General features: G+C 48.6%; 23 protein-coding genes. 12 read left to right on the forward strand and 11 right to left on the reverse strand.

The window, feature by feature from the left end:
• Positions 1-278: 278 nt before the first annotated feature.
• From BLQ88_RS19840 to mobC, 3 genes are read left to right on the forward strand one after another with little or no spacing between them, the layout of a single operon-like run.
• Positions 279-668 carry a plasmid mobilization protein gene (locus tag BLQ88_RS19840; RefSeq protein ID WP_090153683.1) on the forward strand — a complete coding sequence of 130 codons (390 nt, stop codon included), beginning with the start codon at positions 279-281 and terminating at the stop codon, positions 666-668.
• A complete protein-coding gene (locus BLQ88_RS19845) occupies positions 656-1,930 on the forward strand; it encodes a relaxase/mobilization nuclease domain-containing protein (protein ID WP_090153684.1) in 1,275 nt (424 codons plus the stop codon). Before BLQ88_RS19840 ends, BLQ88_RS19845 begins: the two co-directional genes overlap by 13 nt.
• A gap of 17 nt (positions 1,931-1,947) precedes the next feature.
• Positions 1,948-3,942, forward strand: coding sequence for a conjugal transfer protein MobC (gene mobC, locus BLQ88_RS19850; RefSeq protein WP_090153686.1), 1,995 nt, complete (start codon positions 1,948-1,950; stop codon positions 3,940-3,942).
• Here the strand turns inward: mobC and BLQ88_RS36475 are convergent.
• The 3 genes from BLQ88_RS36475 to ccsA form a co-directional block, all read right to left on the reverse strand.
• Entirely contained in the window at positions 3,873-4,391 is a 519-nt protein-coding gene (locus BLQ88_RS36475) for a DUF5982 domain-containing protein (RefSeq protein ID WP_143016883.1), read from the reverse strand. The genes mobC and BLQ88_RS36475 overlap by 70 nt on opposite strands.
• Positions 4,392-4,468: 77 nt before the next feature.
• Positions 4,469-4,741, reverse strand: coding sequence for a CcmD family protein (locus BLQ88_RS37235; protein ID WP_310590149.1), 273 nt, complete (start codon positions 4,739-4,741; stop codon positions 4,469-4,471).
• Positions 4,704-5,408, reverse strand: a complete 705-nt coding sequence (ccsA, locus tag BLQ88_RS19860; protein ID WP_090153850.1) for a cytochrome c biogenesis protein CcsA — start codon at positions 5,406-5,408, stop codon at positions 4,704-4,706. Before ccsA ends, BLQ88_RS37235 begins: the two co-directional genes overlap by 38 nt.
• A 303-nt stretch (positions 5,409-5,711) precedes the next feature.
• Here ccsA and BLQ88_RS19865 point away from each other — a divergent pair, with 303 nt between their 5' ends.
• On the forward strand, positions 5,712-6,635 hold the full coding sequence (locus BLQ88_RS19865; protein WP_090153690.1) for a hypothetical protein: 924 nt from the start codon (positions 5,712-5,714) through the stop codon (positions 6,633-6,635).
• Positions 6,636-6,655: 20 nt separating this feature from the next.
• On the opposite strand, the gene BLQ88_RS19870 is transcribed toward BLQ88_RS19865, so the two are convergent.
• The 4 genes from BLQ88_RS19870 to BLQ88_RS19885 are packed head-to-tail and all read right to left on the reverse strand — an operon-like array spanning position 6,656 to position 9,582.
• The gene (locus BLQ88_RS19870) at positions 6,656-8,029 is read right to left on the reverse strand and encodes a S41 family peptidase (protein ID WP_090153691.1); all 1,374 of its coding nucleotides are present in this window, start codon (positions 8,027-8,029) and stop codon (positions 6,656-6,658) included.
• Positions 8,030-8,050: 21 nt separating this feature from the next.
• Positions 8,051-8,473: a hypothetical protein gene (locus BLQ88_RS19875; protein ID WP_143016884.1), complete on the reverse strand. Its 423-nt coding sequence runs from the start codon at positions 8,471-8,473 to the stop codon at positions 8,051-8,053.
• A 21-nt stretch (positions 8,474-8,494) separates the two neighbouring features.
• Positions 8,495-8,980: a hypothetical protein gene (locus BLQ88_RS19880; protein ID WP_090153694.1), complete on the reverse strand. Its 486-nt coding sequence runs from the start codon at positions 8,978-8,980 to the stop codon at positions 8,495-8,497.
• Positions 8,977-9,582: an RNA polymerase sigma factor gene (locus BLQ88_RS19885; RefSeq protein WP_090153696.1), complete on the reverse strand. Its 606-nt coding sequence runs from the start codon at positions 9,580-9,582 to the stop codon at positions 8,977-8,979. The genes BLQ88_RS19880 and BLQ88_RS19885 overlap by 4 nt, the downstream gene beginning before the upstream one ends.
• A gap of 157 nt (positions 9,583-9,739) precedes the next feature.
• Between BLQ88_RS19885 and BLQ88_RS19890 the strand changes: the two genes are divergently transcribed.
• The 5 genes from BLQ88_RS19890 (at position 9,740) to BLQ88_RS19910 (ending at position 15,874) form a co-directional block, all read left to right on the forward strand.
• Positions 9,740-10,783 (forward strand): sensor histidine kinase, encoded by a 1,044-nt coding sequence (locus BLQ88_RS19890; protein ID WP_090153698.1) that lies wholly within the window; start codon positions 9,740-9,742, stop codon positions 10,781-10,783.
• The gene (locus tag BLQ88_RS19895) at positions 10,776-11,453 is read left to right on the forward strand and encodes a LytR/AlgR family response regulator transcription factor (protein WP_090153700.1); all 678 of its coding nucleotides are present in this window, start codon (positions 10,776-10,778) and stop codon (positions 11,451-11,453) included. Before BLQ88_RS19890 ends, BLQ88_RS19895 begins: the two co-directional genes overlap by 8 nt.
• 122 nt (positions 11,454-11,575) lie before the next feature.
• Positions 11,576-12,493: an ABC transporter ATP-binding protein gene (locus tag BLQ88_RS19900; protein WP_090153702.1), complete on the forward strand. Its 918-nt coding sequence runs from the start codon at positions 11,576-11,578 to the stop codon at positions 12,491-12,493.
• A 3-nt stretch (positions 12,494-12,496) separates the two neighbouring features.
• Positions 12,497-13,273: an ABC transporter permease gene (locus BLQ88_RS19905; RefSeq protein ID WP_090153704.1), complete on the forward strand. Its 777-nt coding sequence runs from the start codon at positions 12,497-12,499 to the stop codon at positions 13,271-13,273.
• A gap of 225 nt (positions 13,274-13,498) precedes the next feature.
• Positions 13,499-15,874, forward strand: coding sequence for an ABC transporter permease (locus BLQ88_RS19910; RefSeq protein ID WP_176885033.1), 2,376 nt, complete (start codon positions 13,499-13,501; stop codon positions 15,872-15,874).
• A gap of 82 nt (positions 15,875-15,956) precedes the next feature.
• Here the strand turns inward: BLQ88_RS19910 and BLQ88_RS19915 are convergent, their stop codons facing one another.
• The 3 genes from BLQ88_RS19915 to BLQ88_RS19925 all read right to left on the reverse strand — a co-directional run bounded on the left by BLQ88_RS19915 (position 15,957) and on the right by BLQ88_RS19925 (position 18,776).
• The gene (locus BLQ88_RS19915; protein ID WP_176885034.1) at positions 15,957-16,925 is read right to left on the reverse strand and encodes a serine hydrolase domain-containing protein; all 969 of its coding nucleotides are present in this window, start codon (positions 16,923-16,925) and stop codon (positions 15,957-15,959) included.
• 115 nt (positions 16,926-17,040) lie between these two features.
• The gene (locus tag BLQ88_RS19920; protein ID WP_090153709.1) at positions 17,041-17,739 is read right to left on the reverse strand and encodes a LytR/AlgR family response regulator transcription factor; all 699 of its coding nucleotides are present in this window, start codon (positions 17,737-17,739) and stop codon (positions 17,041-17,043) included.
• Entirely contained in the window at positions 17,736-18,776 is a 1,041-nt protein-coding gene (locus BLQ88_RS19925; RefSeq protein WP_176885035.1) for a sensor histidine kinase, read from the reverse strand. Before BLQ88_RS19925 ends, BLQ88_RS19920 begins: the two co-directional genes overlap by 4 nt.
• 203 nt (positions 18,777-18,979) lie before the next feature.
• On the opposite strand from BLQ88_RS19925, the gene BLQ88_RS19930 reads away from it, so the two are divergent.
• Complete coding sequence (locus BLQ88_RS19930) at positions 18,980-19,888, forward strand: ABC transporter ATP-binding protein (protein ID WP_090153712.1); 909 nt, start codon at positions 18,980-18,982, stop codon at positions 19,886-19,888.
• A complete protein-coding gene (locus BLQ88_RS19935; protein WP_090153714.1) occupies positions 19,888-20,658 on the forward strand; it encodes an ABC transporter permease in 771 nt (256 codons plus the stop codon). Before BLQ88_RS19930 ends, BLQ88_RS19935 begins: the two co-directional genes overlap by 1 nt.
• A gap of 117 nt (positions 20,659-20,775) precedes the next feature.
• Here the strand turns inward: BLQ88_RS19935 and BLQ88_RS19940 are convergent, their stop codons facing one another.
• Positions 20,776-21,744 carry an amidohydrolase family protein gene (locus BLQ88_RS19940; RefSeq protein WP_090153716.1) on the reverse strand — a complete coding sequence of 323 codons (969 nt, stop codon included), beginning with the start codon at positions 21,742-21,744 and terminating at the stop codon, positions 20,776-20,778.
• A 325-nt stretch (positions 21,745-22,069) separates the two neighbouring features.
• Here BLQ88_RS19940 and BLQ88_RS19945 point away from each other — a divergent pair, with 325 nt between their 5' ends.
• Positions 22,070-23,218: an endonuclease/exonuclease/phosphatase family protein gene (locus BLQ88_RS19945; protein WP_218132930.1), complete on the forward strand. Its 1,149-nt coding sequence runs from the start codon at positions 22,070-22,072 to the stop codon at positions 23,216-23,218.
• Positions 23,219-23,237: the final 19 nt, after the last annotated feature.

Below are 23,237 nucleotides of genomic sequence, written 5' to 3' on the forward strand. Positions count from 1 at the left end.
GGATCGCGCCTTATTTTCGCCCTGGTCATAACGGGTTCAGCGGGCAGCGAAAGCTTTTGAAACAGCTTTGGTAAAACTTCGCAGACGCCTTTCGGTAACCTACGAGCGCCGCCGGGCGCTGCAACCACCTGTCATTCCAGTGGTTGGCCAGATGTACCATTGTTACACGCGGCATGCCGCGTGTAACAATGGATCTGGCTGCCACAGGGGCAGGGCCACTCACTCGGAACTCGTGTGGCCTTTGGTAGAAGTGACCTGAAAAAGTAAAAGTGAAGACCATGGAAGAGGGGAAGCAAAAAAGGACCAAATGGGTCAACGTCAGACTGACAGAGGAGGAATTTGCTGAGATTTCAGAGCAGTTTTCCAGAACCACAGATCGAAAAATTAGCGACTTTGCCAGACGGAAGTTGCTGGGAAAGCCTGTAAGAATCCTTTCCCGGGACGCCTCGACAGATGCGCTTACAGAACAGCTGGCCGGCCTTCGGACTGAGCTATCCAGGCTAGGCGCAAACTACAATCAGGCGGTAAAAAAACTTAACAGCCTTGCCCGGATTAAAGACTTTGAGCAGTGGCTTCTCACCTACGAGCTCGACCGCAGAAGGCTAATTACCCACATCGAGCAGGCTGCCCGGTCGATCACTGAACTATCACAAAAATGGTCGCGGTAATCCATAGCGGGGCCAGCCTGAGGGAAGCTGTCAACTACAACGAGCATAAGGTAACCCGCGGTGTGGCCAAATGCATCGATGCGGGCTATTACACGCGTGATGCCGATGATCTTAACTTTCATCAGAAGCTTTCGCGGTTGCAGGATCTGATCGATCTGAACACGCGCATAAAGGTCAACACGCTTCATATTTCATTGAATTTCGCTGCGGAGGACCGCCTGGATACGGTTACGCTCAAAGAGGTTGCAGGGGTTTACCTGGAAAAGATCGGCTTTGAAAACCAGCCATACTTGCTGTATGAGCACCTGGATGCCGGGCACCAACACGTACATATTGTCACGACTAACATCCGGCCCGACGGCAGCAACATCAAATTACATAACATCGGAAAAATCCGCTCGGAAGTGGCCCGAAAAGAAATCGAAAACGATTATGGACTTGTCCGGGCGGAGGACCATAAAAGATCGGTGTTTAAGCTCTCGCCGGTGCCCGCATCAATCGTCGAGTACGGCAGGGCTCAGACCAAGCAGGCCATTTCGAACGTCTTACAGACCGTGCTCAAAGAATATCATTTCACTTCTGTTTCCGAGCTTAATGCCGTGCTGGCTCAATACCGGGTGCTTGCAGACACAGGCGGTCAGGGATCACGCATCCAGCAGCGGCAAGGACTGGTTTTCAGGGTGCTCGGGCCGAATGGAGAAAAGCTCGGAGTGCCCATCAAGGCCAGCGATTTTTATTTTAAACCAACCCTTGGGCGGTTGCAGGCGCGATTTGAAGCAGGAGCTATTCAGCGCAAAAAGCATTCAGTCAGATTAAGAAATACGATCGACATGACCCTTGCAAGGCGCTCGACGCCGTCGCTTTCGGCATTTTCTACCGCCCTGCGCCAGCAGGGGGTAACGCTGGTTAAGCGGGCCAGCGACAGCGGTGTGCTCTACGGTCTGACTTATGTTGACCACCGGACCAAAACTGTATTTAACGGCAGCGATCTGGGCAAACCCTATAGTGCTAAGGCTGTACAAGCCGCCATTGATTCGATAGCTTCCCAAGCGCAAATTCATCATACTCCGCCGCTGCAAATCCGGGAGCGTGTCAGCTTGGAAACAGACTCTGAACCAGGTGGCAGGCCCCTTGGTATGCCAGAGGCTGATCAGGATACAACAAGGCTCCTGAGCGAACTTTTGCAGTCACAGAGGGGCGATCCCACCGTGCCGTATCCGGTTCGCCAACCCAAAAAAAAGACCAGAAGAAAATCTTTGTAGCCTAAAAAAATAACACAATGGCCTCGCAAACATCAGAAAATCAACAAGCCCTGGCGCGCATCTCTGAGATGACCCGGCTGATTGCCATCGCCATCCTGGCGCTGCATTTTTATTATAGTTGCTACGCTTTTTTTGCCAGCCATCACCTTGTCAGCTCCTTTACAGACCGTGTTTTAGTAAACATCATCAAAACCGGGATGTTTAGCAGTATGGCTAAATCCAAATTGATCTCGCTGGGCCTGCTAATCGTTTCGCTGATTGGAACAAAGGGCAGAAAGCAACAGGATATGAGCTTACAAACTGGCCTTAACGTGTTACTGCCCGGCCTATTAATTTATTGGGCATCTGGTGGAGTTCTCTTATTCAGAGCAGATTTATCCACGCTTGCCTGGGCGTATATTTTGAGCTGCTCGCTGGGTTTTGTGATGGTTCTTTCGGGAACAACGCTGCTGTCGAGGGTAATTCAGATCAAGCTCGGCGGGGATATTTTTAACAGTGAGAATGAATCTTTCCCCCAGCAGGAGCGGCTGCTTGAAAACCAGTATTCGGTCAATCTTCCTGCCGAATACAGCCTGAAAGGCAAGCGGCGAAAGAGCTGGATTAACTTGATCAACCCCTTCCGCGGCCTGCTCGTTTTGGGCTCACCCGGGTCGGGTAAGAGCTATTTTATCATCCGGCACATCATCAGCCAGCATATCAGGAAGGGGTTTTCACTTTTCATTTACGATTTTAAATTCGACGACCTGTCGGTGATCGCCTATAATAATTACTTAAAAAACAAAGCTCGCTATAAGGTTGCCCCCACATTCTATACCATCAATTTCGATGACCTGTCAAAAACCCACCGCTGTAACCCATTGGAGCCAGCCAGCATGCATGATATCACCGATGCTGCAGAATCGGCCAGGACAATTCTGATGGGCCTCAACCGGGAATGGATCAAAAAGCAAGGGGATTTCTTTGTGGAATCTTCGATTAATTTTCTAACAGCCGTTATCTGGTTTCTTAGGCGGTACCAGGATGGAGAATACTGCACTTTACCCCATGTAATCGAGCTTATGCAAACCGATTATGAGCAGCTTTTTTCAGTGCTACGAACCGAAAAGGAGATCGAGGTGCTGGTTAACCCTTTTATCAGTGCGTACCAGAACGATGCCATGGAGCAGCTTGAAGGCCAGATCGCTTCGGCCAAAATTGCCCTTGCCCGTTTATCATCTCCCCAGCTGTATTTCGTTTTATCGGGAAATGATCTGACACTTGATATAAATAGTCCCGATTCGCCGAAAATTGTTTGTATCGGAAACAATCCTCAAAAAGTGCAAATTTATGGAGCAGTCGTTTCACTGTTTGTTACCCGGCTCATTAAACTGGTTAACACTAAAGGAAAACTAAAAAGCAGCCTGATTTTTGACGAGTTTCCCACCATTTACCTCAATAATATTGACTCACTGATTGCCACCGCCCGCTCCAATAAAGTAGCTACCACGCTCGCTGTGCAGGACTTCAGTCAGCTCAGGAAGGATTACGGAAAGGAGCAGGCTGACGTACTGATGAACATCACCGGAAATCTGATCAGCGGGCAAGTCTCGGGCGAAACAGCCAAGCAGCTGTCCGAGCGTTTTGGCAAGATACAGCAGGGGCGAACCGTACTTTCGGTTAACCGGACAGACACCACTGTGGCCAGCTCGATGCAGCTAGATCTGGCAGTTCCCGCATCCAAAATCGCCGCGCTAAGCTCGGGCGAATTCGTGGGTATGGTTGCCGACAATCCCGACGAGCTTATGCCCTTAAAAGCGTTTCACTGCCGGATTATCAATGATCACAAGGCGCTTGCTGCCGAGCAGGACGCTTTCAAACCCATACCTTCCGTGCGAGAGGTGTCGTCTGATGCGGTTCGCAGGACATTCTCCCAAATTAAGCAGGATGTCCAGGAAATTGTCGATCAGGTGCTGGCACAAATCAACCAGGATCCTGCACTGCAGCATTTGCTTGTCGTCAAAAAAAGGAAGTGATTTTGCATCGAAGCTTGCAATTGCCTGCCTATCGACTTTGTATCCAAATACAGCTCTAGTGGTTTCACCGGAATGTCGCACCTCATCATGAATTGGTGATTGTGTCCACCGTATTTCAAGCAATTGTCGAATCCCAGGTTTTTGCACGCCAAGATCATCGCTTGGCCGCTGATAGGGTTCTCAGAAGATGAAGACGCCAGCGGCTTATAGGCGAAAAGACGGTCTTGCCGCTTGCTATTCCAAAAGATGTTCGTTCTGGCGCCAAAGCCAAAATCCGCGACGGGATCAGAGGAAAAATCGGGAAGACCTGTCACGAAAGTGCCCTCCCGTTTTTTTGCCAGATCACTCTCAGAAATCTTACGGAACTCAAAGTATGAGGTGCTGTCGCCTTGCGCAAAAGCTTGGTTTGCCGCCAGCAGAACCGCAAATAATATTGGTAGACGCTTCATATGTTAACCTGTTTTTCAGGCAAACTAATCGGCGACTTTGAAGATATTTCGAATTCAAAATTCGAATTTCTGGAATGCTAGTTTAGACCCGGCTTATGCCGCTCGCTCCTTGTTAGACGCTTCACCCTTCTGTTCAACCTCGACAAATAGAAAAGAAGCCCTGTAAGCACGATGGCGATCACTGTAATCACCACCCATAGCTTACCATCCTGCCGAAGTAATCTGGCCACCGGGCCTTGGGGCTGGGCATTGGATACTAAAGGAAGCAGCGCCGAAAGCAGGAAACAGAATCGTGCTGCATATTTAGATAAACTATTCATTGGAAATACAGGTCTGGCTGATCTTTTCATTTACCTGCTGGTCGTCAAGCACTATTTCTATCCGGCGCGTGCGGAACCTGAGCTGGGTAATCCATAAACCGAGCATGGTAAAGCCGATGAATGCCGGGCGAATGATCATGGTGATGCTTTTGTCCTGATCGTATTGATTGAATCCCGGATTACCTCCATTGCCAGGATGCAGCGAGTCGGTCAAACGCGGCAGGATCATGATAAGCGGGATGAACATGGCAAACGCGAAAATATTATAGATTGCTGACACCCGGGCACGCCTTAGTTCATCTTCAAATGAAGCACGAAGTATAAAGTATGCCACATAGAGCAGCATCCCGACTGCCACACCATTGGTTTTCGGGTCATTGGGCCAGAAATCGCCCCAGGCAAAATATGCCCAAACCGATCCGGTGATGCAGCCTAGCACGCCGAACAGTATTGCCGTATTGGCGAATTCAATGGCCCACAAATCATCGAGCATCTTTCCCTTGCTTAGAAACCGAATAGAGAAAACCGCTGACAGTAGCAGCAGGGTCATCATAGCAATCCACAAAGGCGGATGGTAGAATGAATTCCGTATCGTTTCATTCAGGATCGGCAGGCGGGGGACTGAATTAATCAGGCCGGCAACGAAAACGTAGAAGAGAATTAGTACTGAAAGAAATTTCCACCAATATTGCCTCAAATATGCCATAGTGTTTTCTAAAATATTCTATCAAAAGCCGGGTTTTAGGTTTTTCTTACTTTTCAGAACACATATAAAGGTTCAAAAACGTAAAGCTTAAACTGAATTCTGAATTGTTTTTAAAGAACGTATATATTACTGCGGTTATGCTTTCGGGCTTATTTATAAAGCTTGTTGTTGGTGTTGCTTGAAAGCGTGTAGCATGGAACTTTACAGGCGTGGGAAAATGTTTGCCAAATACGAGGTCTTCCGGGTGTCAAATATCAGAAGGCCAGTTCCTTACACGTATCTAAGCAAGACACTATGTTTTCTTTTTGCCGGAAAGCGGCTGCCGCTTTCTTATGCCTTGTCAGTGGCCATGCCGTTTGCCAGTCGACACAGCCCGGGCTTTCGGGAATGGCGCCGTCCAAATGGATCACGTTCAGAAATACGCATTCTCCCGGTAAGGTCTACAACTTTGCAAACGCCGGCCCGAAAACCTACACCTATGAAGAATACTTTGTCCGTGCATGGCTACCGGTCGTGCATGCTAAAAATGTGACGGTGCTTCTTGGACCCAACTACCGGACTGAGCAGTTCGAATCAAAATCGGCTGGTGAAAATCCGATCCGGAGCATGGCAGGATGGAACCTGCGCTCTTACGGGCTGGATTTGAATTCCTTCGTAAGGCTGGATAGCGCCTTATGGGTGGTTGCTACCTCGCATTTCAACAAGAGCGGTAACTCCTCCGAGCTTTCTCTGAAAGATATTCCGCTCAATTACACCGTCTCGGCAGCTCTTCTAAGGAAAAAGTCCGTCGACAAGGAAATCGGGGCCGGTATAATGGTCAATCAAAGCTATAAGATGATTATTTTGCCTGTTTTTATCTTTAACTACAATTTTTCGTCACACTCAGGAATTGAGATGATGCTGCCTAAGCGGGTCGCATGGCGACAAAACCTGTCCAGAAATGACATCATTTATCTTCGCGGAGAATCTGTTACAAGAACCTACTACACAAATCCATCGGCATTGCCGTCGCCCTCTGTTTACAGACGCGTCGATGTGGATTTGGGTATGAGCTATAACCGGAGGCTGGGAGACTGGGCAGGGGTTGAACTCTCGGTGGGCTACCGCAAAAACATAACTACCAAGCTTGTCGAGGGTGCCTTGCCGGTAAGGCCGTCAGGTCTTGCGATGACCCTGGATTTTTACCTTCAAGTCCCCCGGTTGAAGCGCAAACATTGAATGCTGAATTTCGCTGGGGATCAATCATTGCAGATTCGAATGGCTGTTTCAAGTTGTGTATCCCTGCCTTCCAGCATATCCGAAACAGAGGCAGCAACCGGGTAGTCAGGTATTATGCCCTGACCTGTCTGCTGGCCCGGTCTGACAGCATTCGTATACCGGATGGTCGGAACCGATATTTGAAGACCGGTATGGGGCAGGGTCTGCCTGAGAGTCCCTCCCGAATTGTTGCCTTGATAGCCACCGCCGGTTTCTTCGCCGACAAAGACAGCGCGGCCGTTGCTGCGGGCTATTGCGCAAAAGTCCGCTGCCGTAGAAAATGTCCTTCCGTCAGTGAGAATGACGACTTTACCCGTAAACCGGGTTTTGGAGGGTTGCTGGACTTCAAGCCCGGCATGATCACTGGTGGTCATGACCGGTTTTTCCCTGGATGTAAGGGCTGAGAAGTACCGAAACGGCTCGGTGGTCAGGTAGGAGTAAAGCAATGCGCCGTACATGTCCTGACCGCCCCCGTTGCCGCGCAGGTCAATGATCAGATGATCTACATCTTTTTGTGCGAGCGCTTGAAATGTTGTTTCTAAGAAGGCAGGCATGTCAGGCTCTGTGAATGTTCGGATACCCAGCAGCGCTATGCTGCCGGCATGGTAGGTGATCTCAAGTGGCTTTCCATTAATGCCTGTCTTGTAAGCCGGGCAAAGCGTCTGTTTAAACCCGGTTGACTGAAGGCCAATTTCTCGGCTGCTCGCCCCGGGAGGGATCAAGCTTACCTGAAAGCTCGCTTTTGCCCCATAAACGAAATTGTAGAGAAGCACGAATGCATCGTTGTTCAGCGTCGCGTTTTTCTTGGTCTGGATCTTGCCATCCGATGGAAGGTAGCGCATCAGTCTCTGACGTATCTGCTCAATAGGCTCACCGTCAATCGAGAGGATCTCCGAACCGGCAGGCGCGTTTTCAGTTTTACTACAAAGCACAAACGCCCGTGCACCTGCAAACCAGAGCTTCAACGGAAACACAGGAGTGCTTACTGCGTATTGTTCCATCATTTCACCTGTCATGCCTGCGCTTGTGTGACCACATTCAATCGCGCTTACCGCATAGCGCACCAGATTATTAAATTCAACCAGATTCATCGGGCCTTTTATGCTTGCCTGGCAACTGTCCAGCAAGCCGTCCAGGGATTGCTTTGACCGGTAGCGATAAAGGTCGGGGTGATGCTGATCTATTGCCGCGCGAAAAGCGCTAAAGTCCTCTCTAACAGCAGAAGCTTCCAGCATCCGATTAAAATCATAGTCAGGGTTAGATTGAGCGCAAGCCCATCCCATCGGCAGCGATATTATGGTCAAAAAGACAGTAAAAACCCTTACCCGCAGAACGGGCGTTGAAAAATACTTCATGGCTGATGGATTTAGAAAGTGTTAGTGATCAGTTCTTTTAAGGAAAATGTAGTAGCCTAGAAAGCTGCCCGACAAACATAAACAGATGATGGCCACCGCAGCCCAGTCAGCTGCACCAGTCAGCGCCACTGCCGCCAGGCCCAGCGCCAATCCGAGCCAGATTGCCAGCCATTTCACGCATGACCGAAGTTTTTCCTTGTGGTCTGGTTGCAGAATAAGCGCTGCGAGCTCATCTGTCACAGCTGATTCGAGGATCTTTTCTTTAATGCGGTAGCGGAAGTACCGGTTGGTGAGCTCTAAAAGAAATCCGAGCACAAAAACAACCAGCAGCAAAGTCACGGCAAGGGCCACCTGGTCGCGGTCGACATAGATTGTTCTTACAGGCTGGGCGACAGCCAGCGCGGGAAGGAATATCAAGGATATAAGTGAAAGTATGGATTTCATGGTTCTAAGCTCGTTTTCAGGTTAGACAGCTCCCGCAGACAATTGTTGCAAGACTTTCGATTCATTTAGCTTTCCAATTTTTCGGGCATAGCTCTGCCAGGCGCTAAATGCCAGAAAAAGGAACAGCAGACCACCTATCAGCATCACCCCATCAAGCAGTACCTGGCGGGCTGCGAACAATTTAATCTCTAAACTGGCATGGATTTGCCAGAGCAGACCGCCCGCCGCGGCGATGCCGACTGCTGCGATAAAGAAGGCGAATATTGAATCAGTCTTGGTTGAGGATTTTTCAGCCGATAGGCTTGCCATTACAAGCGGTGCAAGCTCAAAGTCGAAGGCCTCGGAGGGAATCCTAGCCAAACTGAGGTTAATCTGCCGGTAAAGCCTTACCTGAGCCGCGCAACTCGGGCAGCTACCCGCATGAGCGCTAATGGAAGAGTCGACTATTGTTTCTCCTAATGCGAGCTGCTGAATAGCATCGTCTGTTAAATGTTCTTCTGGCTTCATATTCCTTGGTTGTAAATAGTTTGTATGCGGTCCCTGAGCATTCTGCGGGCCCGGAACAGGTAGCTTTTAACGGTCCCTTCCGGAAGGGCAACAATCTCGCAGATCTGATGATAGCTCAATTCCTGCTGATGGTACAGTGTAATAAGCAGTTTATATAGCGGCGGCAATCTCTCCAATGCGGATTGAAGTAGTCCTGAGAATTCTTCCTGAATCAGCTCATCTACCAGGTCACTTGCGTCGGCAGGCTCCCAGTGAGAAGTATCGTCCTCGCTGCTGGTTTCATACAGTATCTGATCAACCAGCAGAGATGGCGTTGACTTGTTCTTTTCTAGTTGATTTATACAGGTATTGTAGGCGATTCGCGCGATCCATGTCGAAAGTTTGGATTGAAACCGGAAGCTCTCCAGCTTTTGAAAGACCTTCACGTAAATGTCCTGGGCAACATCACGGCGCTGGTCGTGGCCAGCAATCATTCTGAACACGATTTGCGCCACCAGCGTTTCAGTATCTTTAATAATCATACCGAAAGCCCTGGTGTTGCCGCTGAGCACCCTTTCTACGAGTTGACGGTCGCTGGGTCTGTAAGGTTCTTTCTGGTCCATAGCTGGTGATTGGACAGGCTATGCGCTAAAAAGTTGCAAAAAGTTTCGCATTACTCCCCGGGATCATAACCGTCGGTAGAATCAGTCTGTTGGCAGGCGAAAAAACGGAGTTGGCCCTGCTTTTTTTCAGAGAGCGGGTAAATCGGTAATATCGCAGATGATTCAACCGACAACAGAAGCGTGGCAGCCGCTGCTGGAAAGAAAACTGCCGGCACTGGCGCATTTAATTGTGTGGGGAGTCTACGCAACCATGGTGTTTTATGGAAACTTTGCCAGGATGGCCCCCATGGTGTTTTGCGTGCATTATGGACTTGCATTTGCGATGCACGCAGGCAGTTTTTACCTAAATTATCATTACCTGGTTCCACAAACGTTACCGCAAAAGAGTTTAGCGCGTTTTTTGACCGTGAACCTGATGGCCGCGTTATTGATGGCGAGCGTGGCGGGTGGCTTGGAGGATCTTTTGCTCCCAGGCGAAACTTTCTTCAAACGCATTCAACAGGGCCAGCTGCTACCTTTGCTGACAAAAGTCAGCAACTACGCCGTCTTTGCGCTGTTGGGCCTTGCTGTCCGGCTTCTGGTGGACTGGCAGAAAAAACTGCGCAAAGACAAAGAGAAGGAAAACGAGCACCTGAAATCCGAACTCGCAGTACTGAAAGGGCAGATCAACCCCCATTTTCTTTTCAATTCGCTTAACAATTTATATGCACTTTCGCTCCGGCAGGCCGCCGAAACGCCGGCTGTGATCCTGCGGATTTCCGAGATGATGCGTTATTTGTTGTATGAGACCAACGCCGAGCTGGTACCGCTTGCTAAGGAGATCGAAATGCTGCGTATGTATGTTGCAATGCACGAGATGGGTGGTAAATCTGAGGAAAGAGTTCAATTTCAGACCTCCGGAGAGATTGAAGGCATACTCATCCAGCCATTGCTACTTTTGCCCCTTGTCGAAAATGTGTTTAAACACGGATCACTACCTATGTTGATTACGGTAAGCATAAAGGGTGGCTTGCTCGAGATTCATACCGAAAACGGTTTTCGGGCAGCAGGGCCAGAGCTTTCAGGAGGTGTCGGTGTCGCTAATCTTCGTCGCAGGCTGGCGCTACTTTACCCTTTGGCACACCAACTTTCGTTGCAAGATAATCAGCATTCATTTGTTGCTGACCTTTCCATTCATTTAAGTAAGTCCGGTCATGATTAAATGTATCGCCATTGACGATCAGCCGCTGGCTCTGGAAATCATTGAGAGCTACGTAGCTAAATGCCCATTTTTAGAGCTGTCGGCCTCTTTTACATCAGCATTGGACGCATTGGCAATGCTTAACGCGGCCGGATGCGACCTGCTGCTGCTTGATATTAATATGCCGCAAGTCAATGGCCTGGATTTTCTGCAGGCGATCACCCGCCCGCCGTTGGTCGTACTGACGACAGCGTATCCGCAGTACGCTTTGGCAGGATTTGAAAATGACGCGGTCGATTATCTGGTGAAACCGTTTTCGTTTGAGCGCTTTCTAAAGGCAATACATAAAGTGCAATCCCGCCTGGCGACGCTGCCCGAACGCGGGCAAGAATACCTTTTTATCCGGTCCGCACACCGAATGGTCCGTGTGGATTTTGACCAAATTTTGATTCTGGAAGGAAAAAAGGATTACGTGGCCGTTCACACGCCGGATCATACGATAGAGACCTTGACCACGATGACTGCATTTCAGGAAAAGCTTCCGGCGAAAGAGTTTTTGCGCGTGCACCGGTCTTTCATCATTGCGCTTAAAAAGATCACTGCAATCGAACGCAGCACCATCTGGATAGGCGAAACAAAAGTACCGATCGGCGATTTGTTTCGGGAAGAATTGTTCAGACGGATTGGTTGAGCGGTAGTGCCTGGATTTTGGCCGGTTATCCCGCCCCGTTCGAAGGTGAAAAAGACCTGTTGGCGATTTTATTTCCTGTTGTGAAATACCGCGTATTTCTTTGACTGACAATCAAAACAACTATGGAAATCAAACAAGCCGTTATTGAAACGGATCATTTGTCTTACTGCTTCCGCGGCGGCGAAAAGGTCCTTGACGACATTAATCTTAGCGTCCCCGCCGGGAGCATCTATGGCTTTCTCGGACCCAATGGGGCCGGCAAAACAACCACGCTACGCCTCTTGCTCGGACTGCTTCGCTGTGAAAATCCCGGAATCCGTCTTTTCGGGCATCAGCTACACACCAGTCGCATCGAAATCATGCGGCGCACCGGATCGCTGATCGAGCAGCCATCGCTGTACCTTCATCTGACCGGCCAGGAAAACCTGGAAGTATTCCGGCGCGCCTACGATTGCCCAAAAAGCAGGGCCGAGAAGGTACTAAGCATCACAGGCCTTTCAAATGCCGCCCACAAAAAGGTGAAGGCCTACTCGCTGGGCATGAAGCAGCGGCTTTCGATAGCTGTCGCACTGCTACATGATCCTGAGCTGCTGATTATGGATGAGCCCACCAACGGCCTGGATCCCAATGGCATTATTGAGATTCGTGAACTGATCCGTGATCTGAGCCAGAATCAGGGAAAGACTGTGTTGGTTTCGAGCCACCTGCTCACAGAGGTGGAAAAACTGGCGACTCACGTTGGCATCATTCATCAGGGCAGGCTGCTTTTCCAGGGAACTTTGGCCGGACTCCAAAATTTGCAGCGACAGCAGTCGCTGCTTGAAATTGAAGTGGATAAGCTCACAAGGGCAGAGCAGATCCTTTCAACTCATTTTCAGGTCTTGCCCAAACACGGATTTGCCGTCCAGGTCGTCTGCCCGGATGCGGATCAGGCCGCATTGATCAATTACATGCTTGTCAGCGGCGGAGTCAGGGTGAGTCGCCTGGGCGTAGCCGGCAACGACCTTGAAAAACTATTCCTTCAAATCATTTCAGCATAAGCGATGAAAACAAGATTTTTAGCCAACACTTGGGCAGAATTCATTAAGACAAAGAGAAGCTTCGCGTTGTGGCTTACCGTCCTTGCCGCAGCCTTCATACCAGCGATTAACGCATTCATTCTATTAGAGAGGCCCGAGATACTCTTAACGAAATTTGAACAGACTCCCTGGCTCACTTTCTGTCGTTTCAACTGGAAAAATGTTGCAGCCGTGATTCTGCCCATGTATATCATATTGATTACAAATCTTGTCGTGCAGATCGAATTTCGAAATAACACCTGGAAACAGATCTATGCCTCACCCCGCTCGTTTGCAGACATCTTCTTTTCAAAACTACTGGTGATTCAATTCCTGGTGCCATGCTACATCATTTGCTTTGATTGCTTTGTGATACTTTCCGGCCTTTTGGTACATAGCATCAACGCGTCCTATAAACTGGTGATTGAAAGCATCGACTGGAAGAATCTGCTACTGATCTCAAGCCGGATCTACCTTGGCAGCCTGGCAATTTCGGTCATCCAATACTGGCTGAGCCTTCGGTTCCGCAACTTTGTTATCCCGCTCGGGTTCGGGCTGGGTTTATGGATCACCGGTATCATCCTGATGGACTGGGACAAATCAATTTACTATCCATACGTCTATTCTGCATTTATGTTTTTCATCAATTTTGACAAAGAGCCCGCCAAGCTTATTGTGCTCTTGGTAAGTTCGATTACGGCGCTGGTGTTAGCCCTTATCGCCTCATTTTTCGACATAAGCCGCCTAGCAGAGAAGGGATAGATAGGTGCGGCCGGTAAAAACAAGCGGCATTAAAAACTTATCAGTTTAGCTTTGTATTTTTCAGCGTGCGCCGGCAGGTTATCATCATGCCAAGCGCCCGCTTTGTTCGCTTCCGGACGGTTAAATTGCTTAGGTTATTGTTTAACTATTTGGTAATTAGATTGTTGAAATTTAGGTATACTTATTTTAGCGGATGAGCATATCGAAATGCTTAGACTTGCCAACATGTTTCAAAGCTACCTGAAAATCGCGATTCGCAATCTGTGGAAACACAAGCTCTTCTCTGTAATTCATATTGTCGGGCTGGGGCTGGCGATGGCTTTTTGTTTTCTGCAATTGATGCAGGTGCAAACCAGCTTTGAGAAAGACTCTTTTCACCCGTATCCGGACCGTACTTTCCGCATTATTACCGATGCAACAGGAAACGATGACAAGCTCTATTCGCTGGCATCTTCGCCTTTGCCGCTGGGCGAAAAGCTAAACTTGGGGCAGAGCGCGGTCGCAAAGTCAGCCAGGGTAGTCAGGAATTTCGGTGGGAATCTCAATAACGGTATAAAGTCTTTGAATGTCAGCGGGATGTATGTGGATCCTGCCTATTTTGACATATTTGGCTTCAAACTTAAAAGCGGTAAACCATGCACCGCGCCGCGCACGGTGGTCTTGACCCAGGAAATGGCCGAGCGGTTTTTCGGCGACGCTGATCCGGTTGGTAAAACGCTCACCAACCCGGACCTGGGAGTTTTTACCATTTCTGGCGTTTTTGCTCCGATAGAACCGTTCACCACCCATTTGAAGTCGGACATGGTCTTATCGATGGCAAGTTTCAAGGAGCTTAACCCCAATATTGCCACCGATAATTGGCAGGATTACAATACATACACATTCGTCCTTCTTTCAAAGGGTAGCACAAAGGCGGCTCTGGACGCCGCCATCGGCAAAATTGCCGCTTCGAATAATAAGTTAGTAACATTTAAAGACGTTAAAAAGCACACATTTCGCAGCCAGCCATTGGAAGATATTCCGCTGGATTCCCAAGGGCTGCTGAACAATCCATATGTAGAACCTCTTTGGAAAATTGGGGTCAGTTTGCTTGTACCATTCATCGTGATCCTTTTGGCCGGGTTTAATTACGTGAACCTCACATTGACCCGCTCACTGAGCCGCGGCAGGGAAGTGGGTGTGCGCAAAGTAGCTGGCGCCAAACGTGGGCAGCTTATCTTGCAGTTTTTGATCGAGACTATCGTCATCGCTTTTTTAGCCTTGGGTGTCGGATACGTAGGGTTGGTCACTTTCCAATCTTACATGCATGTCCGCTGGCTGAACTATCAGGTTAACGACACGGTGGCATTGTGGCTGTCTTTTATCGTTTTCACCCTGCTGACAGGTGTGCTCGCCGGATTTCTACCTGCACGGATTTTGTCGGCATACGAGCCTGCACAAATTATCAAGGGAGACCTGGGACCATCCAGTCTGGGTAAAATTAGCTTCCGGAAATCGCTGGTGGTAATCCAGTTTGTGGTCGCATTGGTCTTCATGACATTTACGGGAATTTCTAACAGCCAGTTTGAGTATATGGCAACCGACAATGAAAACTACAACCGAAAGGGGATCGTCAATATACCTGTTGCGGGAAAAGATTTCCGGCTACTGGCGGCCGAACTATCAAAAATGGCCGGCGTGGAACGCGTCGGGCTCACCTCGGCTACACTTAACGAAGGGTCTGGAAAGGCCAAGATTTCCACAACTGGCTCTGACAGTAATCCTTCGGTTGCTCAGGATACCTACATTTACGCTGCCGATGCAGGTTTTATTGAGAATATGCAGTTGAAGTTCGTTGCCGGATCAAATCTGCCCGAAACTTTCCAGGATAGTGTCGGACGTTTCGTGGTCATCAATGAAAGGGCCGCGAAAGTACTGGGTTTTGACACCCCAAAGGATCTTGTCGGCCAGACAATCAAGCTCAACCAGACCAGCGTTCAGGTGGCCGGGGTCGTGAAAAATTTCTGTTTTATGCGCTATGAGCTGCCGGTAGCGCCGCTCGTGCTGGCATATGACGTTTCTGAAATGAAGGTTATGTCGGTCAAAGTAGATCAGCAGGCAGACAAGGGGCGTATTCAGGCCTTGCTAGCCGGTGCATGGAAGCGGCTTTACCCGCGCGAATCGTTTGTCTATTCCTGGTATGAAAGCCAGCTCTACGAAGATTACGCCGAAGGAGGAGATCAGCGTTTCACAGGGGTTATTGTGCTGATTGTCTTTCTGATTGCAGGTATGGGCCTTCTGGGGATGGTGACCTACACCACCGAAAAGCGAGTTAAGGAAGTGGGCATCAGAAAGGTGATGGGCGCGAGTGTTGCGCAGATCATGGCGCTTTTAAGCGGAAGTTTTGTGAAGCTCATCCTGGTAGCGTCCGTGATCGCATTGCCGATCGGCTATGTGCTCGGCGGGCTTTTCCTTCGGATATTCACCTACCATACCGCGCTGGGGCCAATGGCTTTTGTCAGGTGCCTGCTTAGCCTGCTTTTTATCGGTCTTGCGACAATTGGCGTTCAATCTTACCGTGCGGCGATGAGTAATCCGGCAGATACGCTCAGGTCTGAGTAGCCTTCCCGGTCTGATTAGGAAATTTGGTGTTCGGCATGTGTTGCTTTAAACTTTGAAGATGCATTACCTTCTTACACGTAGCTTAATTGGATGGCAGAATGTATTTAGCCACGACATCAAAGGCTTGTTTCGCAGTTCTATTGCCGTAGTTTCCCTGAGTGAAGACGATAACCATCTTCAACTGCCGGATGATTAGAATGTATTGACCGCCATTTCCCGAGGCAAAAATCACCGGAAAGCTCATGCCAGAAGTTGTCTTAATCACTTCATTATACCATTGATAGCCGTAGTAAACTTGCTGCGGGACGGCTGCCTTCGACCTGCTAGTTTTTACAAATGAGCCTTCCGGGATAAGGATATGAGCTTGTGTTGATTCTTGCATCCATGCTCGCGAGACGATTTGTGTTCCTTGCCATCTGCCCTTGCTAAGTACAAGTTGCCCGATTTTAAGCATGTCTTGCGGTCTTATGAAAAAAGATCCCGCAGTCATTCCATGTCCGGAAGGGTCGGCCGTCCATCGGTAACGGGTGATGCCCAGCTTTGAAAACAGATGTGCCTGGGCAAACTGCGTTACCGGCATGCCACTGGCTTTTTCAATGATCCCGCCCAGGACCATGCTCGCGCAAGATGTGTAAGCCCACGCGGTCCCGGGCGGGGTTTTCATTGGCAGGTCAAGTGAAAACTTTACCCAATCCTGCGCTTTTTCCATTTCCGATTCACAGTCACGGGTGCCGTTCCACTCTTCGCAGTCAAACCCGCTGCGCATTTCAAGCAGGTCCCTGACGCGCATCTGACGTTTCAGGCGGTCAGCGGCAAATGCAGTGTCCTCTGGAAAGAAACTTGATACTTTTTGATCTACACTTTTGATCAAACCCTTGTCGATTGCGATGCCTATCAGCAGGCTGGTGATCGACTTAAATGCAGAGCGTGTATCGTGCAGTGAATCAGCATTGTAGTCGTTAAAGTATCGCTCATATTGGGTTTTGCTGTCTTGGGACACCAGAACGCTATGCACGTTTGGATACAAGCCTGCTACCAGGTCCTGATCCATTTGCTGTAATTTGTTCTGGCCGCTCGCGCGTGTAACCACGAGGATCAACAGCAAATGTAAGATGAACTTTTTGAGTGTAAGGCTATGATGCATCGAATGCCTGATAGTCTATTGGTTAAAGCTTTTCCAGTCCGATGGCTCTTGTAAATCCGGATTTGTAGTTTTCTCCCAGCGGAATTTCATTTTTTCCGATAAAGGCCTTACTGTTTTGAAAGCTGGTAACTTTCGAGGTGCTGATAATGAATGATCGGTGTACCCGAACGAACTGAGCTGCCGATAACTGTTTCTCTATCACAGATAGCGACAAACTGCTTAAAAGCGTACCGTCCTCTGTGACGACTTTGGTGCTGTTCCTGTTGGCTTCCAGATAGAGTATTTTTTCAGTGTCGACGCGGTGAGTAGCCCTGTCATTTTTTACGAACAAAAACCTGCTCGTTGAGAGGCCCGATCCTTGTTGGTTCTCGATATTTTGGATTGCTTTATCTGTGGCTTTGATGAAACGCTCCAAAGAGAAGGGCTTTACAAGATAGTCGCATGCAGACAGCTCGAAGGCCTCGACAGCATATTCGCTGTAAGCCGTGGTAAAAATGATTTGAGGACGTTCCGGCAAGGTTCGTACCAGCTCGATACCGCTCAGAACAGGCATATTGATATCCAGAAACAGGATATCAATTTTCGATCTTTCCAATTCCTGACGGGCAAGCAGGGCTTGCCCCAAACTGGCGAGCACGCGGAGTTTAGGCGAAAAGCCGCAGAATCCGGCAATGATATCCCGCGCGATAGGCGAGTCGTCAACAATCAGGCAATCTATCATGGCGTAATAATCCTGAGCGCAAGGTTTATTTTATATTCGTTAAACTGCTTATCGACATCGTACCGAAAATCATTCCCATAGATAAGTTTCAACCTGCGAAGCGTGTGAGTCAGGCCCATTCCGGACGATTCAACACTTACTTCATGATGCTGGCTGGCGACCGAATAGGTGTTGATGACCTCAAAAAGCAGCCAGTTATCTGACATTTCGAGTCTGACGCTAATTGCCGGTGAGGTGCTTTGATCGTGCCGCGAGTGTTTAAATGCATTTTCCACAAAGACGATAAGCACCATTGGCGCGATCAGAAGGTCCGGATCGTTGATGTCTTCTATTTTCTGTCGGAAGCTGATTTTTTCATCGGTTTGCAGTCGCTCAAAGGCAATATAATTTTTAATGTAGGCAATCTCGTTGCAGATCGGGATAAACGGCTGTTTTGTTTGATAGAGCGAGTATCTGAGCAAGTCAGAAAGTTTTACAAGCAAGGCGGGGACCCTTTCGTGCTGAGTCATCGAGAGCCCGTAAATGTTGTTAAGCGTATTGAACAAAAAGTGCGGGCTGAGCTGCGAGACAAGCAGTTCAAGTTCACTTTGCTGCTGCTGCTGGCGCAGACTGGCATCTTTGATCTGGCGGGTCAAACTGACTCTGACCAAATAGACCGATCCCCCTAGCACTCCAAATAGGACGACCAAAGGAAAGCTAATTGCCAGATATTCTGAAAAGTGGATGTAGGGTTCTGCTTTAAACAGAAGACCTGCCCCAAATGCTCCCAATACTGTCCAGAAGGAAAAGGCGACCAACCCCAGCAATGCGATCGATCCCTTTGGGGTACGCCGAGTCGATAGTTTTGCTAGCCAGCGGCCGAGGTAGGTGCAAAAAAGCAAGTAAAGACAGCAGCAAAGCCCGGCGAATCCTACCTGATTGTTGCCACTCAAGACAACAGGAATTGAGAAAATACCAACAAACGCTAAACAGAAAATCATATGGACTCCCGTCTTTGACGAGAGTAGTTTTGATACCAGCAGGTCAATAGGTTTCATGTAATTCTGGTTCATTGGTCAATTCCTCCCTTATCCGGCCCGAAGGTTTGGGCACCGAAAAGCGCCCGTTGGGCATCGAATATAGGGTCTGTGTCCCGGACTTTTCATCACAATCATGAAGCAGGTAAATTGTATTCAGGCTTAGAGGTAAATCAAGCACATGATGGCAGTCCGAAATTAATGCAAACAGACAGAAATCGTAAATGAACACCGTTGTTTCCGCAACTTCGCTGAGTTTTGGCTATGTGCCGCAAGTAAAAACTGTCAACAGCATCAGTCTGGATATTGGTAGCGGGCAGATCTATGGATTTCTGGGCCCTAATGGGGCAGGTAAAACCACTACTATACGCTTGCTGCTCGGACTACTGTCGCCTCACGCGGGCTCGGTAGCGCTTTTTGGCCAGCCTGTCTCACGGAAAAGCTGGCAGCTCTTTTCCAGGATAGGGGCGATGATTGAAACGCCGTCGCTTTATGAGCATCTTACTGCTGTGGAAAACCTTGAAATTGGTCGCAGGATCCGCAAGCTAGACCCAGGTATGTGTAGCCATGTACTTGAAATCGTTGGCCTCACTGCTTCGGCCCGCATTAAAGTCAGAGAGTTCTCGCTGGGAATGAAGCAGCGACTTGGACTGGCTGTCGCGCTGCTGGGGAAGCCCGAACTTTTGATTTTAGACGAACCCACAAACGGCCTTGACCCGCATGGCATTATTCAGGTAAGAGAGCTGTTGCAAACACTCAACCAAGATTACGGAACGACCATCTTGATGTCGAGTCATATCCTGGCCGAAGTGGAAAAGGTCGCGACGCACATCGGAATTATCAGCAAGGGACAATTCGTATTCCAGGGAACAATGCAAGCCTTGCAATCGCTCTCTTTTCAGGATTCAACCCTTTTGTTGCAGACCAATGATAACGGCAAAGCAGCATTGGTACTCAAAGATCACTATCAGGTTGAAGCAAATACAGCGCAGACAATATCTGTGAAGGCTTCAAGCAAAGCTCAGACCGCCCAAATCTGTCGTCTGTTGTGCGATGCAGGGTTAGATGTCTATCACCTTGCAGCAACTGCAAACGATCTGGAGAATATTTTTTTAAAAATGGTGAACCGCTGATGAAAGACCTGATTGAATTTTATGTGACCGAGCTAATCAAGCTACGCAGAACGTTTGCCTACTGGCTCACTGTTTTGGGTGCGGCCATAATTCCAGCTGTAATTGTTATTACCTACGTCTACAATTGGAAGCTTTTTGTTCCACTTGCAAATGTGAACCCCTGGGATGAACTATATGCCCGGGCATTCAACGGTTTAATCCTTTTTATGCCATTGTACTTGATCCTGATGATAGGGCTTTGTTTTCAAATTGAGCATAAAGCAAATGCCTGGAAGCAAATATTGGTTCTTCCTGTTTCAAGAGCAGTTGTCTTTTTCGGGAAGTACCTCGCAGTGCTGACCATGGCAGCGGCATTTCTGATACTGTCTTTCTTCTTTACTTACACGGCTGGGCAAATAATAGGCATGTACAAGGCTCAGCTGAACTTCCTTGGCTTTAATCCCAATTTTTTTACATTGTTAGATTTTTCTATCAATGTTAGTATCTCTATCCTTGCGATTGTTGCTATTCATTTCTGGTTGGGATTCAGGGTGAAGAATCTGGTTTCGACACTGGGTGTCGGTCTGGCAGGAATAGCCCTGGCTGTGCTAATGAACGGAAAAGGAGGGCTCGCAGATTTCTTCCCATATGCATACCCGATAATGTTATTAAACTACGTTCCAGCGCCTGACAAGGGAATCTTTGAGGGCTTTCAATGGGTTAGCCTAGTATATTTTATAGTGTTTTCGATGTTGGCCTTTCTTCGATTCAGAAAATCCTTCATAGCGTAAGAGTTGCTTTTCAATTGAGAAATCGTAATGCCCCAATAGTAAACTGGGCTCCATTGTTCCGGCCCCAGCATTGGCCGGCGTTTGCAGCAAATGAATGTATCGATTTGCGACAGCCAGCTACTTGAACCAGGGTTGATTTTGGTCGCGCTTTTGCCATTGATATGCTGCGATTGAATTCTTCCAAAAGTATTTTTCTGCAACAGCGGGCCCTTTTTCCATGAAGTATTGACGTACCAGGGTCAGTCCTTCGTGGAACGGAAGCCATTGATCGCTGTTGGGCCAGTCGCTGCCATACAACAGTCTGTCTTCACCAATAATGTCGTAGAGTTCATCCAACCGATGACGGTAAAATTCCAGCCTGGTCGGAATTTGTCCATCGACCTTTCGCAACACTTCGGAAACTTTTACATATACCTGATGCCGCTGGCCTATCTCGCGCATATTGGCTTCACAGGCGCTTCTGATTTTCTTGTCTTCGGGAATGGCCATTTGAGGTAAATGGTCTATTACCAGTTTCAAATCCGGCACCTGATCGGTGATCCTGAGGATAGCTTCGATAAGGGCAGGATTAGGGTTTGCAGTGTCGAGCACCATGCCAGCTTGCGCCATCAATTTCAGATCTGAAATCAATGCCGGGTTCTGGGTTTGGCTGGAAATATCATGGCCCCAAAGGTTTCCATTTCGAATGCCTCGAAAAAGAGGGTTCTTCGCCAGGCGGTCAAGTTGTCTGCCAAATTCTGGCTTACCTGGTTCGAGATTACCAACTACGCCAACGATAATGTTGTCCTTGGCTGCCAAGTCCAGTACCCATTGGTTGTCTTCAGACCAAGGGCTCGCTTCCACCACGATAGCACCCGTAACGCCCAGTGGAACGGCGATGTCCCGGTAGCGAGCTGGGAGAGCCGGTTTGTAAAGGATTTTATCGCTTTTTTCAGGCCAGGGAACGCCTTGCGGACGGTTGGTGTCGAAAAGATGGATATGAGTGTCGATAATCGGGAGCTTGGGGAGGTGCTCAGCGCTGGCTGCCGACAACGCTGAGCCCACGCTAGTGGCAGCCGCGGCGGCAAGAAATTCTCTTCGTGTCATGATGAAATTGCAGATTTGCTAGTTTTGGTCGGTCAATCAAAATTCAAGAATTAACAGAGAGTGGCCTTTCAAAGCGCCTTACCTCTAGAAGAGGGGCAGTCCATTTTCCGTCGGCCCATTGGACTAAAAGAAACTATCTGGGAAAATCTCGTCATTGAATTGGGAGCTTTTGTCGAGCGTTGTCGGCCGTACAACTCGGCAGTTCCAACAGACTTAGCAAGTTCAATTACGTTAAATAAGTAAGTTCGACCGATTTGGCGACTGTGCGAGATTGTGTATCGGTGTGATTCTTATCTTGGACTGACTTTATCAAACAGCAACGGCCATGCCTTTCTATCAAGACATTCAAACCAATACCTCTGAGGGAATCCGGACTGTGGACCGGCTTCTCAAACTAAGAGAGCAGCTCAAACGCGAAATCCCTCAAAAGGATCTTGAAAGTAATTTGCTTTTGGCCACCTGGAATATCCGGGAATTTGGAACGCCGAAATACGGAGGACGAAGGCCCGAGGCGCTGTACTACATTGCCGAAATCATTTCGAAATTTAATCTGGTGGCTGTGCAGGAAGTTCGCAAAGATCTTAAGGCTCTTAAAGAGCTGATGAAAATCCTGGGTAGCAACTGGGAGTATATCGTTACGGACGTTACAGAAGGCAAGCAAGGCAATGAAGAGCGGCTTGCCTTTGTCTTTGATAGCAGAAAGGTTAAATTCGGCGGGCTAGCGGGAGAAATGGTGCTCCCTCCCATGGAGACCAAAGATCCCGATACCAAGCAAACGATCTACACTCCAAGCAAGCAACTTGTGCGGACACCATTTATGTGTGGCTTTAAAGCAGGTTGGACTGATTTTGTGCTCACTACCGTTCACATCCTTTACGGCGAAAGTGCAGCAGACGATCCTAACCGCATCGAGGAAATTCGTAATCTTGCCACCGCGATGGCTTCCAAGGCAAAAGGCCAGTATGAATGGTCGCCCAACTTAGTGCTATTAGGCGACTTTAATATTTTCAGCAAGACCGACCAGACAATGACAGCGATTACAGATGCTGGTTTTATTGTGCCGCAGGAAATCCAGGCATTGCCGGGCAGTAACGCTCCAAAGAATAAATTTTACGATCAGATCGCATTCATGGTCAGGGAAAACCGCTTCGAGACGACAGGAAAAGCAGGCGTTTTAGACTTTTTTGAAACTGTATACCGAAAGCAGGACGAAGCTCTTTACGAGTCCGTTATGGGAGATGACTATCATACAGATTCAAAAGGAAATCCCCGAAAAGATAAAACCGGATACTACAAGACCTACTACCGGACGTTTCAGATGTCAGATCATTTGCCAATGTGGGTGGAAATTAAAATTGATCATACTGACGCCTATCTGCGGTACCGGGCCGTGCCCCCTCAGGAAGATGATCAGGTCGTCGATGCGCCGGCAAAAAATGCGGCAGGAGGTAAAACTTCGAAAAAGCCTTCTTGAAAAATAGCGATACGGTATT

The organism is Dyadobacter soli (assembly GCF_900101885.1).
Lineage (GTDB): Bacteria > Bacteroidota > Bacteroidia > Cytophagales > Spirosomataceae > Dyadobacter > Dyadobacter soli.

What these genes read in the sequence shown, in the direction of transcription:
- BLQ88_RS19895 (WP_090153700.1), top strand. Translation starts at nt 10,776, where the DNA reads ATGATTAAATGTATCGCCATTGACGATCAGCCGCTGGCTCTGGAAATC.
- BLQ88_RS19920 (WP_090153709.1), bottom strand. Translation starts at nt 17,739, where the DNA reads ATGATAGATTGCCTGATTGTTGACGACTCGCCTATCGCGCGGGATATC.
- BLQ88_RS19865 (WP_090153690.1), top strand. Translation starts at nt 5,712, where the DNA reads ATGTTTTCTTTTTGCCGGAAAGCGGCTGCCGCTTTCTTATGCCTTGTC.
- BLQ88_RS19915 (WP_176885034.1), bottom strand. Translation starts at nt 16,925, where the DNA reads ATGGATCAGGACCTGGTAGCAGGCTTGTATCCAAACGTGCATAGCGTT.
- BLQ88_RS19885 (WP_090153696.1), bottom strand. Translation starts at nt 9,582, where the DNA reads ATGGACCAGAAAGAACCTTACAGACCCAGCGACCGTCAACTCGTAGAA.
- BLQ88_RS19875 (WP_143016884.1), bottom strand. Translation starts at nt 8,473, where the DNA reads ATGAAATCCATACTTTCACTTATATCCTTGATATTCCTTCCCGCGCTG.
- BLQ88_RS19935 (WP_090153714.1), top strand. Translation starts at nt 19,888, where the DNA reads ATGAAAGACCTGATTGAATTTTATGTGACCGAGCTAATCAAGCTACGC.
- BLQ88_RS19910 (WP_176885033.1), top strand. Translation starts at nt 13,499, where the DNA reads ATGTTTCAAAGCTACCTGAAAATCGCGATTCGCAATCTGTGGAAACAC.
- BLQ88_RS19940 (WP_090153716.1), bottom strand. Translation starts at nt 21,744, where the DNA reads ATGACACGAAGAGAATTTCTTGCCGCCGCGGCTGCCACTAGCGTGGGC.
- BLQ88_RS37235 (WP_310590149.1), bottom strand. Translation starts at nt 4,741, where the DNA reads ATGAAAAGATCAGCCAGACCTGTATTTCCAATGAATAGTTTATCTAAA.
- BLQ88_RS19840 (WP_090153683.1), top strand. Translation starts at nt 279, where the DNA reads ATGGAAGAGGGGAAGCAAAAAAGGACCAAATGGGTCAACGTCAGACTG.
- BLQ88_RS36475 (WP_143016883.1), bottom strand. Translation starts at nt 4,391, where the DNA reads ATGAAGCGTCTACCAATATTATTTGCGGTTCTGCTGGCGGCAAACCAA.
- BLQ88_RS19945 (WP_218132930.1), top strand. Translation starts at nt 22,070, where the DNA reads ATGCCTTTCTATCAAGACATTCAAACCAATACCTCTGAGGGAATCCGG.
- BLQ88_RS19925 (WP_176885035.1), bottom strand. Translation starts at nt 18,776, where the DNA reads ATGAAACCTATTGACCTGCTGGTATCAAAACTACTCTCGTCAAAGACG.
- mobC (WP_090153686.1), top strand. Translation starts at nt 1,948, where the DNA reads ATGGCCTCGCAAACATCAGAAAATCAACAAGCCCTGGCGCGCATCTCT.
- BLQ88_RS19900 (WP_090153702.1), top strand. Translation starts at nt 11,576, where the DNA reads ATGGAAATCAAACAAGCCGTTATTGAAACGGATCATTTGTCTTACTGC.
- BLQ88_RS19880 (WP_090153694.1), bottom strand. Translation starts at nt 8,980, where the DNA reads ATGAAGCCAGAAGAACATTTAACAGACGATGCTATTCAGCAGCTCGCA.
- BLQ88_RS19845 (WP_090153684.1), top strand. Translation starts at nt 656, where the DNA reads ATGGTCGCGGTAATCCATAGCGGGGCCAGCCTGAGGGAAGCTGTCAAC.
- BLQ88_RS19870 (WP_090153691.1), bottom strand. Translation starts at nt 8,029, where the DNA reads ATGAAGTATTTTTCAACGCCCGTTCTGCGGGTAAGGGTTTTTACTGTC.
- BLQ88_RS19890 (WP_090153698.1), top strand. Translation starts at nt 9,740, where the DNA reads ATGATTCAACCGACAACAGAAGCGTGGCAGCCGCTGCTGGAAAGAAAA.
- BLQ88_RS19905 (WP_090153704.1), top strand. Translation starts at nt 12,497, where the DNA reads ATGAAAACAAGATTTTTAGCCAACACTTGGGCAGAATTCATTAAGACA.
- BLQ88_RS19930 (WP_090153712.1), top strand. Translation starts at nt 18,980, where the DNA reads ATGAACACCGTTGTTTCCGCAACTTCGCTGAGTTTTGGCTATGTGCCG.